Raw genomic sequence first — 16342 nt, forward strand, 5'->3', positions numbered from 1 at the left:
ATATAGAATTAAATAAGTGGTTTAACCGCGTTGGTTTCAAATTTTTATGAGACCCTAATATATTGAATAAGCCAACCCCTCAAAAAGATACTATATATATTCAATTCATTTCACACTAGCATATTTAATCCTTTCTACATTAAAACTTACATAACGGAGGTACAACATGACAAATAAAAAGGACATGCACTATATACTCGTCCTATATGGCATTCTTTTAGGCGCTATAGTAGGAGCTACAGTCTGGTTATTTTTAGTTACAATAAATATCGGAATTCACTTTATTTGGGGATACTTACCTACTATTTTCTCTTCTCCTCCTTATTACACCATTTGTGTAACAATCATCGGTGGTATCCTCGTTGGTTTAACACAAAAATACTTCGGTACATATCCACGTCTTATGCCGGAAGTGATGGCTGAATATAAAAAAACAGGTAGAATTGAATACAGTTTTGTACATAAAGCTACTTTAACTGCGCTTATCGTTTTAATATTTGGAGCTAGCTTAGGACCAGAAGCTGCACTTGTTGGAATTATCGGTGGACTTTGTACATGGGTAGGAGATCGCTTTAAATTTGCTTTAAAGGGAATGAATGAACTAACAGAGGTTGGAATTGGTGCTACTTTAAGTGTCATTTTTAATGCACCATTATTCGGTTACTTAGCTCCGAATGAAAATGAGGGTGAACAAATTAATGAATTTTCGAAAGGAAAAAAAGCAATTGTATATTTAGCTACCACTTTTGCCGGTTTTTCCGTTTACTTATTACTTAGTAAACTCGATAATCGTGGATCCTTTATTGTTGATTTCGGGGAAGGGTCTCTTGCTCTTAATGAATGGATCGCCTTTCTACCACTTGCTAGCATTGGTGCTATAGTTGGTTTCTTTTATTTCAAATTAGAATTCGCATTAGAGAAATTAATCCACCCCTTCAGGGAATACAAAGTATCACTTGGAATTATCGGCGGTATTTTACTCGGGGTTACTGGAACTTTCCTCCCGTATACGTTATTTTCAGGGGAACATCAATTAAAAGATTTAGTCGTTGAATGGAGCCATTTATCCTTCTGGGTACTACTTCTTTCAGGGGTTTTAAAATTATGTATTACTGCCGTTTGTTTAAATACGGGTTGGCGCGGCGGACATATTTTCCCCATTATATTTGCTGGATCAAGTATTGGATACGCTATAGCTTCTATTCTGCCTATAGATCCAATATCTTCCGTAGCCATCGTCACGACAGCTATTTCAAGCTATGCATTAAGAAAACCAATAGCTATAACATTACTATTACTCATGTTTTTCCCGCTCAATTTATTATTACCGATGCTCGGGGCTGCGGCAATTGGCAATGCATTTCCGCTTCCTAAACATAACGAAACTACAAATTAATAAAAATAGGCAGTGGGGATAAAAGTTCCACTGCCTATTTTTGTTACACATGCTGCTTTAATAGTGCGTATAATTCTTCAAAATTATGCACTTCATATGTTGGCATAATCTCGCTATCATTTGATTTCTTTTCTGGATTAAACCAACAAGTATCAATTCCTGCTACATATCCACCTTTAATATCGGCGCTTAACGAATCACCAATAATAAGCCCTTCTTCAGAAGCGAAGTTAGGAATACGTTCAAAAACATAATCAAAATACTCTCTCATCGGCTTTTGGAATCCCGTGTCTTCAGAAACAAAAATATCTTTAAACAATGAATGTAATCCTGCATTACGCAAACGTTTATCTTGCGTTTTAGAAATACCGTTTGTCACTATATATAAATCGTACTTACTTTGAATTTGATTTATAAATTCAAACGCACCTTGCATGAGTTGGTTTCCTTCTTCTAAGTAGCTGCGATAATTATTTTCGAATAATATTCCATCTACTTCTTCCCCGTACTCTTTAAACAAAATGGAAAATCGTGTATTTATAATTTCATTTCGCGCTATTTCACCTTTTTCAAAAGAATCCCAAAGGCTTTTATTTATTTTTTTATAACGATCCTCTATTTCATCGGTTAAAAGAAGCCCCTTCTCTTCAAAAAGCATCCGTAAAGCGATTTTCTCAGCCTTTTGAAAATCTAGTAACGTATCATCTACATCAAATAGCAATGTTTTATATTTTTTCATAAACCCCTCACACCCTCTTTTCTACAAAAACAAATTTACATAAATCGTATCATTCTTCCTTGTAAAAATAATAGGAGATATCTCATACTACAAACAGGGGTGAAAATATGAAAATCAGCAAAAATGAGAAAGAAATTTATCAACACATGCAAATTCACCAATTTCATACTCTTTTTTCCTTTAATGTCTTACCATATGTAGAGCTGCATTCTTTTCAAAAGAAAGAGATGATCTGTAATGAGGGAATCGACCTCCCTTATCTCTATTACTTAATTTCTGGGAAAGCCAAAATATATATGAGTCACAAAAACGGAAAGGTTTCATTAATTAACTTTATTCAAGCACCTTCGTTCATTGGGGAATTAGGATTAATTGGTGTAGAATCCGTTACGAAAGCGGTTGAGGTAATTGAAGATTGTATTTGCTTAGCGCTTCCCCTTAAAGATTGTCAGCATCTTTTATTGCAAGATGCTACCTTTCTACAGAAACTATGCAGATTTATTGGAGAAAAAACAATTACCCGAACGGAAAATTACGCCAAAAACTATAGTTATCCGTTTGAAAATCGATTAGCTGCGTTTATTCTATTAACGGAACAAAATAATTGCTATACAGAAAAACATACTGAGGCCTCAGAATACTTAAACGTCAGCTATCGCCATCTTTTATATGTATTAAACCAGTTTTGCCAGCAAAACTACTTAAAAAAAGAAGGAAGAACCTATTACATACAAAATCGAATTCAATTAGAGAAACTGGCTGACGAACTTAAAATATAAAAAAAACAGCATTAACATGTAAATGTTAATGCTGTTTTTTCGAGTGACGATTATGTTTTTAATTAAAATTTACTTGCTACTTTAGCCGCTTCTTCAAGACCTGCTGTAATGATTTCTTCTGCTTTATCTGGGAATTGGTTATGTCCTTCGATAACTACTGTTTCCATGTTTGTTGCGCCGAAGAAGCCCATCATGCTTGCTACGTATTTAACAGCCATTTCTACTTCAGCTGCTGGACCTTCAGAATATACGCCGCCGCGTGCATTTAATAAAGCAATCTTCTTATCTCCAATAAGCCCAACTGGACCTTCTGGTGTATATTTAAACGTTTTACCAGCGCGGTTTAAGTAATCAATATACGTGTGTAATACGGCCGGAATCGTTAAGTTCCATAATGGGAAACCGAAAACTACTTTATCAGCTTCTAAGAATTGATTTAAATACTTATCAGCTACTGCTACCACTTTTGCTTCTTCTTCTGTTAAATCAAATCCTCTACTTGCTTTGAATGTACCATTAATCATATCTACGCCTACATATGGTAATTCTTCTTTATATAAATCAAGTTCTACTACTGTATCATTTGGATGTGCTTCTTTATAGTTTGCTAAAAATGCCTCGTATAATTTCACACTAACTGCTTGTTCCGCTGGGCGGTTGTTTGCTTTTACAAATAAAACTGTTGCCATGATTCTTTTCCTCCTACTACTCACTCTTATGTTGTTATATATTACTTACGAAAAAAGGGTACTCCCTTGTAATTGTTGTTGCTTACAAATATATTTTATCTTTATATCAAGACAATTTCGTCCTCACATAGACGTATTTTTCCATAAAAAAAGTCCACCTTCTAAAGGCGGACTAGGTCTTACGACTTTCGTCTTATACAATTCCATTTTTCACTGCATATAATGCTGCTTGTGTGCGATCGGATAGATGTAACTTACTCAAAATACTACTCATATGAGCTTTTACCGTTTTTTCTGTAATAACTAAAACAGAAGCAATTTCTTTATTGCTCATCCCTTTTGCTAACAGTTGTAACACTTCATTTTCCCTAGCTGTTAATACGTCTACATGAATGAAGTGTTCCTCTTCTTTCTCTTCCTCTGGTAATGTTTGGGAAAGAAGCGCGTTTGCTATATCTGGATGTAGTTGTATATTCCCTTTGTACGCACTGCGAATCGCTTCAACAAGTTGATCTGGTTCTACATCTTTTAGAATATACCCGCTTGCTCCCGCCTTTAATGCTGGTAAAACATGTGCCTGATCAGAAAAACTAGTTAATACAATTACTTTCACATTCGGATATTCTTTTTTGATACATGCCGTCGCCTCAACGCCATCCATTTCGGGCATGTATAAATCCATTAATACAACATCAGGATTTGTTTCTCCTACTTTCACTAATGCTTCTTTCCCATTATTTGCTTCTCCAACTAACTCTAAATCTTCCTGTGTACTCAGAAAGAATGCCAATCCTTTTAAAACAACTGTGTGATCATCAACTAACAATACTTTTATTTTCACAAACTTCCCTCATTTTCACATCATAATGGTACATTTACTTTTACACTTGTTCTTTTCTTATCACTTACAATTTTAATTGTTCCACCAACTAATTCTACTCTTTCACGCATCATAGTCATACCAAGCGATTTCTTCTCTTTTATATCCTTTTCTTCAAAGCCGTTTCCTTGATCGATTATTTCTAATGATACATTTTTCTCCGTCACCTTGAAATAAATCGTCGCTTCTCGTACATTCGCATGCTTACTTACGTTATTTAAAGATTCTTGTCCAATTCGCCATAGCGCTTCCTCTACTACGCGTGGCAAATCACGAACACCAGTAACCTGTTCCCGAATTTTCAATCCCAAACTTTCGCCATATTGCTTTAGAGCTGGTAATAACCCCTTCTCTAATCCTGCCGGACGAAGCTGCCAAATCAAGGTCCTCATTTCTTTCAAAGCACCTTGCGCTAGTTCACGCATCTCATACAAAGAACTATCTACCTTTTCATTTTGGCCTTTTAAAACAGCTTCAGCACCCTTTGTCATAAAAGTTAATGAAAACAACTTTTGTGAAACAGAATCATGTAAATCTCTAGCTAAACGATTACGCTCTTCCATTCGTACAAGTTCTCGGCGTTTTTCATTTAATCTTAAGTTCTCTATCATTAATGAAATATGATTTGCTAACGCTTGTACTACATCTATTGTATTTATATCAAATTCTCCATTATTCGAACTTACACTTAATACTCCAAATATATGATCTTGAATATGTATCGGAATAGCGATAACTGCCCTATTAGGATGCTCTATATTACCAACCTGACGCTTCAACAAGACAGACTCTTCTTTTTCCAACGCTTCCTGTGCTGCTGCCCTCAGATCATCTTGTAGTTCACCCTTCTTATAAGAAGCTCTCACAGCTAGTTCATTTTCTTCTCTAATAAAGAATGCAACTTGCTCCCATAGAAATAAGCTCCCTATTTGCTTTACAATCTCTTCTGGTAATGCATTAAATTTATGAATTGTCCTTAAAGCTTGAATAAAGCGTTCTAGCTTTACATAATAATGAGCTCTTCTCTTTTCATTTTCATACAGTTTTGTACGCTTTAATGCCGTTCCAATTTGAAAGGCAACTGATTGTAATAGTACTAATTCTTCTTCAGAAAAATGCGTTTTACCTGGGCTGGCTACATTTAATACGCCAAATTCGTCTCCACCCGCTTTGAGCGGTACTGTCGCATGATGTACAATCCCTTCTGTATCTCCCCAGTTGTATTCAATTGCATTATTAATTCTCTTACATTCAATAATATTAACTGCTCGCTCTAATTTCCCTTCCACAAAGCTGTGTAGGCACCAGCAATTCCCCTCACACATCGGCCGTTTATTTTCGAATCTCAATCCCTCTGGTAATTGGTAATCAATTAATTTCGTATATCTGCCATTTTCATCCGCAAGAAAAATCCATCCTGTCGTTAAACCAGTTACATTCAATAGCTTTTCCAGCACAGCTTGAAGTACGTGATATGTATCATTTGAGGTATTCAACGTTTCTGCAATTTCTTTTAATATAACTAATTCATTTGTACGATTCTCTTGAAACATAATTCGTCTCCTACATACAAGATTTTAAATAGTACTTAACATAAATCATCTACTTTTCACTTTGTACTTATTCGTAACATTGATATAATAGTGAAAACATAGTTTTCATTATATCACTTGAGGGGGCTTTCATAATGACATTAAATAAGGCACTTACAATCGCTGGTTCTGACACAAGTGGCGGTGCTGGTATACAAGCAGATTTAAAAACATTCCAAGAACTTGGCGTATATGGAATGACATCTCTTACAACAATCGTAACAATGGACCCACATAACGGTTGGGCACATAACGTATTCCCAATTGCGGCTTCTACATTAAAACCACAATTAGAAACAACAATTGAAGGCGTTGGCGTAGACGCTTTAAAAACAGGTATGCTTGGATCAGTAGAAATTATCGAAATGGTTGCAGAAACAATTGAAAAGCATAATTTCGAAAATGTAGTAGTTGATCCTGTTATGGTATGTAAAGGAGCTGACGAAGCATTACATCCTGAAACGAATGATTGCTTACGTGATGTTCTTGTCCCAAAAGCATTGGTTGTAACGCCAAACCTATTTGAAGCATATCAATTAAGTGGTGTGAAAATTAATTCTCTTGAGGACATGAAAGAAGCTGCAAAAAAAATCCACGCTTTAGGTGCTAAATACGTACTGATTAAAGGTGGTAGCAAACTAGGCACAGAAACTGCTATTGATGTGTTATATGACGGCGAAACATTCGATCTTCTAGAATCAGAAAAGATCGATACGACAAATACACACGGTGCAGGTTGTACATATTCTGCTGCAATTACAGCAGAACTTGCAAAAGGAAAAACTGTGAAAGAAGCAGTAAAAACCGCGAAAGAATTCATCACAGCTGCAATTCGTCATTCATTTAAGATTAACGAATACGTAGGACCAACACATCACGGTGCATATCGCAAATTCGTTGCACCGAAAGAACTTGTCTAACATAAAGCTTTTTATTAATAAATTTAAAAATAAATTAAAACCCACAGACATTTATTGTTCTGTGGGTTTTAATCTATTTGCAGAAATGTTTTAAAGTACTCCCCGAATTCCTATGATGCTGAACTAACCTTGTTTCTACCATTTCTTTTTGAATAATATAACGCATCATCCGCTGATTGAATAAATTGATCAGGTGATTTTTTATACTCTGAAATTCCGACAGAAACTGTAATTTTAATTTTTTCCCTATTTTGCAGTTGGAATGAATGCTTTTCAACAGCTAGTCGAATTTGTTCCCCTATACGAGTTCCAAATGCTACTCTCTTTTTTGGTAACAACAGAGCAAACTCTTCGCCACCCTTTCGAAAGACTAAATTTGGGAATGGTGCATTCTCTAACAAAATACGCCCTAGTTGTTTTAACACTTCATCTCCAGCAGGATGACCGTACGTATCATTTACATACTTAAAGTGATCAATATCGATAAGTAATAAACAAAGTGAATCATTTTTCATATGCTTGCTACCAATATGACGATTCATCTCGAAATCAAACTGCCTTACATTTCCTAGATTCGTTAATGCATCTATCGTTGCATAATGCTTCATCGTTTGAAATAATTCATTGGATTGCAATACGTAACTTGCACTTACAAATGTGATGTATGCCGCTACAATACAACAAACTAAATATAAAACCACTACATATATATCCTTAAATAAAATATAAAGTGGTAGTATTAAAATAGACAAACTGTACACATTAAACCATATCCATTTTGTAAATATAGAAATCTTCATCCGCCAAATGAGGGTACTGCCAATCCCTATTGCCACGATAGTATAGCAAGCCAATTCAGAGGCTAAAGAATACTCAGTAAAAAATACCCGCGTTATTAAAATGATCATAACTGTTATACTACTAGCTATTGGGCCACCAATTATAACTGCCAAAATAACTGCTAAATAACGTAAATCCAACATAATATTTTCAATATGTACACCAAAATGCATCAATAATATACTTAATATTCCAGTTAAAATGCCGATCAAACATTTCTGCCAAAAAGAGAACCCTTCTTTTAACGGCTTATCTCTTAAAAGCTGAGCACCTACAAAGATAAAGGAAAGAATGATTGTCATATTTACAAATAGATCTCTGAACATAAAATAATCTCCCTACTTTTTCTTTTCCATGTATCCCTTTCTATATGTTATTGTATTACGAAATACCTATAATTCCCAAACTTTTTTATTTTATTGTTCCACGTGGAACAGCAAAAAGCAAAATAAAAAAGGAGACGAAATTTCGTCCCCTCCATTAACAACATCGCGATATCTTTCCGCCTTTTGCATTAAATCTAGCTTCTTGTGCCTCAGCAAAAAATTGCTTTTGACATAGAATTTTCTCTTCTGGATGATGTACTTTCATGTGATTTACATACGTTTCATAACTTGGAACTCCGACAAGTAAACTAATAAATTGCTTTCTCTTTCCCCATACGTTCCGTAAATTTTTAAGCATAGTTCCTCGACTCACTTTCATCTCTTGGAATATATGGTGCCTCTTTTAACGGCATTGGCTTATTTCTTAATACTTGAATCCAAATTCGAAGTGCAGAAATTAATACAGCAATTACAACTATCATAAAAATTCCACAAAGCGCTGCATCAATATAGTCATTCAAAATAATTTGTTTCATTTGTGCAACATTTTTAGCCGGAGCTAGTACCTTCCCATCATCTAATGCTCCCTGGAATACTTTCGCATGTGATAGAAATCCTATTTTGGGATTTTCATGAAATAGCTTTTGATAACCTGCTGTCATTGTTACAATAAGCAATCCGACAGTTGGAATAAGTGTTACCCAAACATATGCCTTTTTTCCCATTTTGAACAAAATTGTCGTTCCAAGTAATAATGCAATACCTGCTAACATTTGGTTTGCAATACCGAAAAGTGGCCATAATGTATTAATTCCACCAAGCGGATCTATTACCCCTTGGTATAAGAAATACCCCCATCCTAGTACACATAGTGTTGTAGCTATCACATTTGCTAATGTTGAATCTGTTTTCGCAAACGGCTTATATACATGACCTAAAATGTCTTGAATCATAAATCTCCCTACGCGTGTTCCCGCATCAATCGTTGTTAAAATAAATAGTGCTTCAAAAAGAATAGCAAAATGGTACCAAAATGCCATCATCGCCGTTCCGCCCATTACTTGCGAAAATATATACGCCATACCAATTGCTAATGTTGGTGCACCACCTGTACGTGATAAAATGGTCTGTTCTCCGACATTAACAGCAAGATCTTTTAATTCATTCGGTGTAATAGCAAATCCCCATGAAGAAATAACTTGAGCTGCCTGCGATACATCCGTACCGATAAGTGCTGCAGGACTATTAATTGCAAAATAAGTTCCTGGTGTTAATACACAAGCAGCAATCATTGCCATCGCTGCTACAAACGATTCCATTAACATTGCTCCATAACCGATTGGCTTTGCGTGGCCTTCTTGCTCAATCATTTTCGGCGTCGTGCCTGATGAAACGAGAGCGTGGAATCCTGACACAGCACCACAAGCTATTGTAATAAATAAGAACGGGAATAAGTTACCGGAGAAAACAGGACCTGTCCCATCGATAAATTGCGAAACTGCTGGCATTTTTAAATCTGGTGCTACAACTAAAATACCGATTGCTAACCCAAGTATCGTCCCTATTTTTAAAAATGTACTTAAATAATCACGTGGCGCAAGAAGCATCCAAACCGGTAATGCCGATGCAATAAATCCATATACGATAAGCATAATAGCAATTGTCTCACCACTAAAAGTAAACATACTTGCAAGTGTCGGATTTTCCGCCACATATTGTCCTCCAATAAGGGATAAGATTAGTAGAACAATACCGATTACTGATCCTTCTCCTACTCGCCCTGGCCTAATGTAACGCATGTAAACTCCCATTAAAATAGCAATTGGAATCGTTGCTGCGATTGTAAACATTCCCCATGGGCTTCCAACAAGCGCCTTCACAACTACTAAAGCTAATACCGCTAATAAAATGATCATAATACCTAAAATACCAATCATTGCAATTAATCCTGTAACAGGACCAATCTCATCTTTAATCATTTCTCCTAATGATTTACCATTACGTCTCATTGAAGCAAATAAAATTACAAAATCCTGTACAGCTCCAGCAATAACCACCCCAACAATAATCCAAATTGTCCCAGGTAAATACCCCATCTGCGCCGCCAAAATCGGTCCTACTAAAGGACCTGCCCCTGCAATCGCTGCAAAGTGATGTCCGAATAAAACCCATTTATTTGTCGGAACATAATCCTTGCCATCGTTTAACGTATGAGCAGGTGTTTGTCTATTATTATCTAGACCAAAAACTTTCCTCGCTATAAATCTACTATAAAATCGATACGCAATCGCATACACTGATACAGCAGCAACTAATAGCCATACAGCATTAATTGTCTCACCTTGCGATAACGCTATTACACCAAAAGCAGATGCTCCTAGCGCTGCAATAACTCCCCAAAGTAAAATTGACTTCAATGTTTTCACATACAATCCCCCCATTACTACTTCTTAGTGGAGATTGTACTAAATTTTCTGAATATTTTACTTAAATCCTCCTTATCATGAAGGATTTCTAGATTATCATGTTAAAATTCTCTCATTACTTGTCACAGTTCAATTTTATTTCGAAGTCGTTTTACATAATTGCGACTTACTGGAATCGGTTGCTCATCGTACCTGTCTAAATACAAATTATACGTGCCATTATAATAAGGTTTAAGTTCTTGTACATATGACATATTAATTAAATAGCTTTTATGTACACGTAAAAAATCATATGCATTTAGTTTATTTTCTAATTCCTGGAGTGTGTATGTTGAAATATACTGATTATTCGTTGTATAAATTGAAACGGTTTTGTTTTCCTTATTTTTACTTACATATACAATATCTTCCGGGAAAATATATCTAATCCCCTCATGGCCTTCTATCGGCAGTTTACGCAAATGACTCTTTGCTTTCTCACTTTGTTCTTTTCCCATTTTATATAAAATGAATTGTAAATCTTCTTCACGAAATGGCCGTAATAAATAATAAAACGCTTGGAAACGAAAAGCTGTAATTGCCTCTTCTATATCCTCACCAATAAAAATAAATTTCGTATAACAATTCACTTCTCGTAATAAACTCGAATATTCAAAACCAGTACCATCCATTAATTGCGAATTTAAAAAAACAAAATCAGGTGTATGTTTTTTCATTATTAGCAAAGATTCTGTTCCAGTTTCCGCTTCAAAACATTCTACATTTCGAATATTTTCAGTAAAGTTCTCAACTAATTTTCTTCGCTCTTCTGTTTCTTCCATGATAAGTAAGATTTTCATTTATCCAGCCACCTAATTCCTTTGTCCGTATGTCTTGTTGTATACATTCGCTTTAGTAAGAAACAATCCCTTTTTCTTACTATACCATTATTTATCTAAAAAAACAGAAAAAAGGAAACCACTTTGGTTCCCCTTTTCTTTTATCCCGATTGGTGCGGACTAACAATCAATGGTTGATGGATAAAACACCCACTGATTAAAGTTTCACTTTATACTAATTCCCTCTGTTTCGTTTCTTGACCAAGTATAACTACAGCAAGTGCCCCAATTAAAATTGATCCACAGAAAATCGTAAATATTAGCGATAGTGACGCTTGTGAAGCAACTAAATACCCTACTAATAGTGGTCCAAGAATACCACCAATACGTCCAAATGCCGCTGCCATTCCTGCACCTGTACCACGAATAGTTGTTGGATACTGTTCCGGTGTATAAGCGTATAATGCACCCCAAGCACCTAAATTAAAGAAGGATAGTAACATACCCGCCACTATTAATGCTGTTAATGAATCCGCAATTCCGAACACATAAGCACTACATGCTGTACCAATTAAATACGTAACCAATACAAATTTGCGACCAAGACGTTCAATAAACCATGCAGCTGTGAAATATCCTGGAAGTTGAGCTAAAGTCATAATGAGTACGTACTGAAAACTTTTTATTAAACTAAAGCCTTTCAGTACCATTACACTAGGTAACCAAAGGAACATTCCATAATAGGAAAAGACAACACAAAACCATAGAATCCATAACATAATTGTTGCTTTACGATATTCTCCAGACCAAACCGATTTTATATTTTCAATAACAGATGGCCTTTTTTCAACCTTTTGGAACCTTGGAGAATCGGGTAAATTCCATCTTAAATATAAAGCATATAACGCTGGAACTGCACTTAATACCATAGCAACTTCCCAACCGTATTTAGGAATAACAAAATATGAGATAAGAGCTGCGATTAACCAACCACCAGCCCAAAAGCTTTCTAATAGTACAACTATTTTCCCACGTTCGTGCGCTTCAACACTCTCCGATACAAGGGTAGATGCAACTGGAAGTTCCCCGCCAAGTCCCATACCAATTAAAAAGCGTAAAACGAGGAACATCGCGAGTGTCGTCGTTAAAGCCGTTAAGCCACTACCAATAGAAAATAGTAATAATGTAATAATAAAGACCGATTTCCGTCCTATTTTATCTGATAGTATCCCAAAAACGAGCGCCCCTACAGCCATACCAATTGAGTTAATACTACCTATCCAACCCATCTCTTGAGTACTTAATCCCCACTCTTTTTGCAACGCCACTATTACAAATGAAAGCATTCCAACATCCATTGCGTCAAATAGCCAGCCAAGTCCAGCTATACCAAGTAGCTTTCGCTTCGAAATTTCTTTTACCTTGCTCACAAGAAGTCCTCCTTACACAGGTGTCTTTACACATCATTTTACATGTGTGTATTGCATAAGTAAAATACTTTCGTATAAAAAATTCTCCTTCATCATTCCCAAAAAGTAAAATATTTATCAAAAATAAACAAATAAAAAAAGTAGCGATGTTCCGCTACTTTTTTGAACGCATTACTTCTTTTAAAAACTCGGCTAGTACTAACTGACGACGCCAGCGTGTTGGATTACTACATAATCTGTAAAACCACTCTAAATGAATAGCTTGTATCCATTTTGGTGCACGCTTTACCTCTCCAGCCCACACATCTAAACTACCGCCTACTCCAACAGCCATTTTCGTTTCTAAACGATGCTTATTGTTTTGGATAAAGTTTTCTTGCCTTGGGAAGCCAAGTGCAACAAGTAATAGGTCTGGTTTTGCCTCTTGAATACGTGAAACAATATTCTCTTCTTCTTCTTGTTTAAAATATCCATCTTGTGTACCCACGATAGATGCAGCCGAATATGTCTTCGTTAAATGATTAGCCGCGGCTTGTACAACATGTGGTTTTGCACCTAATAAGAAAACAGATACTGATTTATTCTCTTCTGATAACTTTGCAAATAAATTGCTCATTAAATCAAATCCCGCTACCCGCTCTTTTAAAGGTGTACCAAGCATACCACTTGCTTTTACAACCCCAATACCATCAGGTGTAATTAAATCTGTATTTAATAATATTTTATGGAATTTTTCATCCTTTTTTGCGCACATAACAATTTCAGGATTTGCTGTTACCACCTGAAAAGTATGAGCTTGCTCTAATTCTAGTTGCTTCTTTAAATGTTGGATCGTTTCATCCATTGTCATTGTAGAGAAAGGAACACCTAGAATATCAACCGTTTGTACTTCCATATTTAACTATCCTCTCTATTTCAGTAAAAGTTTTTTATATGCATTATAAGTATCTTCATACAAATTCTTTAGCGAGAAATGAGTAGATGCGTGATTATATAAACGATTTCCCATCGCTTCTAATTCACCATTCAACCATTTTTCATAAGCATTTTCTAATGCGCTTGCTAATGAATCCGCATCACCAATCGGTACAATCCATCCATACGTATCATCAACTATTAACTCTCTCATATCACCCACGTTTGTTGCAATAGATGTTAAGCGTTGATTTGCAGCTTCTAATAAAACAAGAGGGAAACTTTCACTATAAGAGCTTAACAAATTAATGTGTGCAGATGCATATAACTCTTTTGAATCTGTACGAAAACCTAGAAAAATCACCTTATCCTCTAAGCCTTTTTGTTTCACCATTGCCTTTAACTCTGCTTCTATAGGTCCATCACCCAGTAAAAGTACTTTTATATTTGAAATTTTAATTTTTTGTAGTGCTTCAAATAAAATGTTATGACCTTTAACAGGATGCAGACGAGCTACTTGAATGGCTGTAAATACTCCTTCATCAATGCCAAATTCACTCTTATCATAAGGTTTTACCGGAATATTATCATACTCAATTCCATTATAAACTGTACAAATTTTCTCTTCTGGCACACCAAGTTTTATAATATTTTCCTTAAAGTTTTCTGTAATTGCAAAAAACAAATCTACCTTCTTGAAAGAACGTAAATTCAACTTCGTAAATGCCCATCCTTTTAATCCCCTCTTCATAAAATCCAAAGTTGGATTACTGTGGACAGTCATTATCCATTTCGCTTTTATACCTTTTTTCAAGAGGGAGAGATAGAAATTCGCTCGTGCGCCGTGTGTATGCACAATGTCAAATTGATTCTCATTAATAAATGATTTTATTTTTGAAAGAATTGATAGGTCGTACCGAGATGATTGAGTAAAAACATGTACCTGAATACCAAGGTCCCTCGCTTCTCTAGCAATTGCCCCTTCTTCAAATACCATTAATTCCACTTCTTTTTTCGGGAACTGCGATAAAAGTGAAATAATATGTGTTTTTCCCCCACCTTCTTCTGCACCAGCATTAATATGCAACACTTTCATTTCTTACATCCCCCATTTTCCTTTTTAATTTACTATAACAAAAATAAAAGCTAACATATGCTAGCTTTTATTTTTCTATCATTCAATTTCCAAGTCAACTATTAAGTATGCCATGATTAACACTAAGTAGAAACTCACTCCAGGTGCCATTAAAATATGACCAGCCATAAATGAAATACCTAATCCGAGAAGTATTGCCATAGTCACCATTGCATATTTCACTGTGAATATTTGTTTAAATTTAGTAAATACACATACAATAAATTTAATACCAAAGTATAGGAACGGAATGATAAGTAAAACAAATCCTATGATTCCGAAAGAATAAAACCAATCGTGGAAATCGCGCTCAATTAATTTCGGCTCTTCTTTATAGTTACCAGCATAACCCATTCCTAATAATTTTTGAGACATTGGGGCTTCCTTATAGAAATCTTTATACATTTGTTCAAATAATTGACGCCCACTGAAAATAATAGCTTGTGTTTCTTCTTTCTTTTCCGCTACCTTTTCTTTCTCTTTTTCTTTCTCTGTAACAGGAGGTTTATGCTCTTTAACTTTCTCCGATTCTTTCTTCTTCTCTTCCTTTTTTGCACTCTGTTTTTCTTCAATTATTTGGACATGAATTCCCATGTTTTTTAAAAATGGTGAAAAAGGTGTATAAGCCATTACTCCTACCAAAACAGTTATTGCAATACAACCATTTAGTAAATATACCTTTTTCTTTCCTTTTTCACTTTGTCTAAATGCCTGGATAAAGCACATAACAAACGCGACAGCCATTGTTGCATAAATTGCCCCTATGCCCACCTTTGTACCAACTGCAAACAATGAAAAAATAATTAAAATTGAAGGAATCCAATAATAAAATTTACCAATACTTTTTGTTTTTTCAATTGAATATAAAATAACAATTGGACACATGATTGCTAAAGTAGAGCCTAGTTCATTCCCTGCATAAAACCAACCACGCGATCCCAGCTTTAACCATTCATAGTTATTATAATCTGTTCCTGTCGCAATCGACACTACCATTACTATTCCTATTATCAATGATGCATACGTAACATAGTCACGCATTTTTGAATGTCTTTTTTCTTTTAAAGATTTAAAAACAAACACATAACAAGTAAGCATAACAAACGGGTATAACGCTTTTGCTATAAATTTAATTTCCTCTGTTAGCGCCATCGGATCCTTTGTAAATTTATTATTGATCAATCCGATAGTGAAAACTATTCCAACTAAGATTATATATGCTATATATTTTATACTTCCTTTTTTCTTTGTTTGAATTAAAATATATATTCCACCTAGAAACATAACAAATAAACGTGCAATAACTCCAATGGTCGTATCAATTTTTAAAACCATTATACAAAATGCTGTGAGCAAATCTAAAATTGGTTGCAACAAAATAAAGATTAGTAGAAAATTTTCAAATTTATTACTTTTACTATTTTGACTTAACATCTAGAACCTCCATAACTATTACC

15 protein-coding genes are annotated in these 16342 nt (G+C 35.1%); 3 read left to right on the forward strand and 12 right to left on the reverse strand.

Going from position 1 to position 16342, the window contains the following annotated elements:
• The first annotated feature begins 166 nt into the window (after positions 1 to 166).
• A complete protein-coding gene (locus tag AB3X48_RS09180) occupies positions 167 to 1396 on the forward strand; it encodes a chloride channel protein (RefSeq protein WP_088099745.1) in 1230 nt (409 codons plus the stop codon).
• Positions 1397 to 1439: 43 nt separating this feature from the next.
• Here AB3X48_RS09180 and AB3X48_RS09185 read toward each other — a convergent pair whose 3' ends face one another.
• Entirely contained in the window at positions 1440 to 2135 is a 696-nt protein-coding gene (locus AB3X48_RS09185; RefSeq protein ID WP_002113145.1) for a YjjG family noncanonical pyrimidine nucleotidase, read from the reverse strand.
• 107 nt (positions 2136 to 2242) lie between these two features.
• On the opposite strand from AB3X48_RS09185, the gene AB3X48_RS09190 reads away from it, so the two are divergent.
• Positions 2243 to 2914 carry a transcriptional regulator YeiL gene (locus AB3X48_RS09190; RefSeq protein WP_002113146.1) on the forward strand — a complete coding sequence of 224 codons (672 nt, stop codon included), beginning with the start codon at positions 2243 to 2245 and terminating at the stop codon, positions 2912 to 2914.
• 62 nt (positions 2915 to 2976) lie between these two features.
• Here AB3X48_RS09190 and AB3X48_RS09195 read toward each other — a convergent pair whose 3' ends face one another.
• The 3 genes from AB3X48_RS09195 to AB3X48_RS09205 form a co-directional block, all read right to left on the reverse strand.
• Entirely contained in the window at positions 2977 to 3603 is a 627-nt protein-coding gene (locus AB3X48_RS09195; protein ID WP_000246731.1) for an FMN-dependent NADH-azoreductase, read from the reverse strand.
• 193 nt (positions 3604 to 3796) lie between these two features.
• Positions 3797 to 4444 (reverse strand): response regulator, encoded by a 648-nt coding sequence (locus AB3X48_RS09200; RefSeq protein ID WP_002198722.1) that lies wholly within the window; start codon positions 4442 to 4444, stop codon positions 3797 to 3799.
• A gap of 20 nt (positions 4445 to 4464) precedes the next feature.
• Positions 4465 to 6036 carry a GAF domain-containing sensor histidine kinase gene (locus tag AB3X48_RS09205; RefSeq protein ID WP_367959338.1) on the reverse strand — a complete coding sequence of 524 codons (1572 nt, stop codon included), beginning with the start codon at positions 6034 to 6036 and terminating at the stop codon, positions 4465 to 4467.
• Between the two features lie 134 nt (positions 6037 to 6170).
• Between AB3X48_RS09205 and pdxK the strand changes: the two genes are divergently transcribed.
• Positions 6171 to 6995: a pyridoxine/pyridoxal/pyridoxamine kinase gene (gene pdxK, locus AB3X48_RS09210; protein WP_002113152.1), complete on the forward strand. Its 825-nt coding sequence runs from the start codon at positions 6171 to 6173 to the stop codon at positions 6993 to 6995.
• A 110-nt stretch (positions 6996 to 7105) separates the two neighbouring features.
• On the opposite strand, the gene AB3X48_RS09215 is transcribed toward pdxK, so the two are convergent.
• From AB3X48_RS09215 to AB3X48_RS09250, 8 genes are all read right to left on the reverse strand, one after another.
• Positions 7106 to 8161, reverse strand: a complete 1056-nt coding sequence (locus AB3X48_RS09215; protein WP_367959340.1) for a GGDEF domain-containing protein — start codon at positions 8159 to 8161, stop codon at positions 7106 to 7108.
• Positions 8162 to 8315: 154 nt separating this feature from the next.
• Positions 8316 to 8519, reverse strand: coding sequence for a YbdD/YjiX family protein (locus AB3X48_RS09220; protein WP_002198719.1), 204 nt, complete (start codon positions 8517 to 8519; stop codon positions 8316 to 8318).
• A complete protein-coding gene (gene cstA / locus AB3X48_RS09225; protein ID WP_016106762.1) occupies positions 8512 to 10587 on the reverse strand; it encodes a carbon starvation protein CstA in 2076 nt (691 codons plus the stop codon). The genes AB3X48_RS09220 and cstA overlap by 8 nt, the downstream gene beginning before the upstream one ends.
• A gap of 122 nt (positions 10588 to 10709) precedes the next feature.
• On the reverse strand, positions 10710 to 11426 hold the full coding sequence (locus tag AB3X48_RS09230; RefSeq protein ID WP_016106763.1) for a LytR/AlgR family response regulator transcription factor: 717 nt from the start codon (positions 11424 to 11426) through the stop codon (positions 10710 to 10712).
• 209 nt (positions 11427 to 11635) lie between these two features.
• On the reverse strand, positions 11636 to 12835 hold the full coding sequence (locus AB3X48_RS09235; protein WP_002113163.1) for an MFS transporter: 1200 nt from the start codon (positions 12833 to 12835) through the stop codon (positions 11636 to 11638).
• Between the two features lie 154 nt (positions 12836 to 12989).
• A complete protein-coding gene (locus AB3X48_RS09240; protein ID WP_016106764.1) occupies positions 12990 to 13730 on the reverse strand; it encodes a WecB/TagA/CpsF family glycosyltransferase in 741 nt (246 codons plus the stop codon).
• Positions 13731 to 13745: 15 nt separating this feature from the next.
• Positions 13746 to 14846: a glycosyltransferase family 4 protein gene (locus tag AB3X48_RS09245; protein ID WP_016106765.1), complete on the reverse strand. Its 1101-nt coding sequence runs from the start codon at positions 14844 to 14846 to the stop codon at positions 13746 to 13748.
• Between the two features lie 78 nt (positions 14847 to 14924).
• Positions 14925 to 16319, reverse strand: a complete 1395-nt coding sequence (locus tag AB3X48_RS09250) for an O-antigen ligase family protein (RefSeq protein WP_078174630.1) — start codon at positions 16317 to 16319, stop codon at positions 14925 to 14927.
• Between the last annotated feature and the right edge of the window lie 23 nt (positions 16320 to 16342).

Source organism: Bacillus sp. S4 (assembly GCF_040838205.1).
Taxonomy (GTDB): domain Bacteria; phylum Bacillota; class Bacilli; order Bacillales; family Bacillaceae_G; genus Bacillus_A; species Bacillus_A cereus_U.

Bases quoted from the DNA above. Each gene is read 5' to 3' on its own strand.
- AB3X48_RS09220 (WP_002198719.1), bottom strand. From the start codon at position 8,519: ATGCTTAAAAATTTACGGAACGTATGGGGAAAGAGAAAGCAATTTATT.
- AB3X48_RS09195 (WP_000246731.1), bottom strand. From the start codon at position 3,603: ATGGCAACAGTTTTATTTGTAAAAGCAAACAACCGCCCAGCGGAACAA.
- AB3X48_RS09250 (WP_078174630.1), bottom strand. From the start codon at position 16,319: ATGTTAAGTCAAAATAGTAAAAGTAATAAATTTGAAAATTTTCTACTA.
- AB3X48_RS09190 (WP_002113146.1), top strand. From the start codon at position 2,243: ATGAAAATCAGCAAAAATGAGAAAGAAATTTATCAACACATGCAAATT.
- AB3X48_RS09215 (WP_367959340.1), bottom strand. From the start codon at position 8,161: ATGTTCAGAGATCTATTTGTAAATATGACAATCATTCTTTCCTTTATC.
- pdxK (WP_002113152.1), top strand. From the start codon at position 6,171: ATGACATTAAATAAGGCACTTACAATCGCTGGTTCTGACACAAGTGGC.
- AB3X48_RS09180 (WP_088099745.1), top strand. From the start codon at position 167: ATGACAAATAAAAAGGACATGCACTATATACTCGTCCTATATGGCATT.
- AB3X48_RS09185 (WP_002113145.1), bottom strand. From the start codon at position 2,135: ATGAAAAAATATAAAACATTGCTATTTGATGTAGATGATACGTTACTA.
- AB3X48_RS09230 (WP_016106763.1), bottom strand. From the start codon at position 11,426: ATGAAAATCTTACTTATCATGGAAGAAACAGAAGAGCGAAGAAAATTA.
- AB3X48_RS09240 (WP_016106764.1), bottom strand. From the start codon at position 13,730: ATGGAAGTACAAACGGTTGATATTCTAGGTGTTCCTTTCTCTACAATG.
- AB3X48_RS09205 (WP_367959338.1), bottom strand. From the start codon at position 6,036: ATGTTTCAAGAGAATCGTACAAATGAATTAGTTATATTAAAAGAAATT.
- AB3X48_RS09245 (WP_016106765.1), bottom strand. From the start codon at position 14,846: ATGAAAGTGTTGCATATTAATGCTGGTGCAGAAGAAGGTGGGGGAAAA.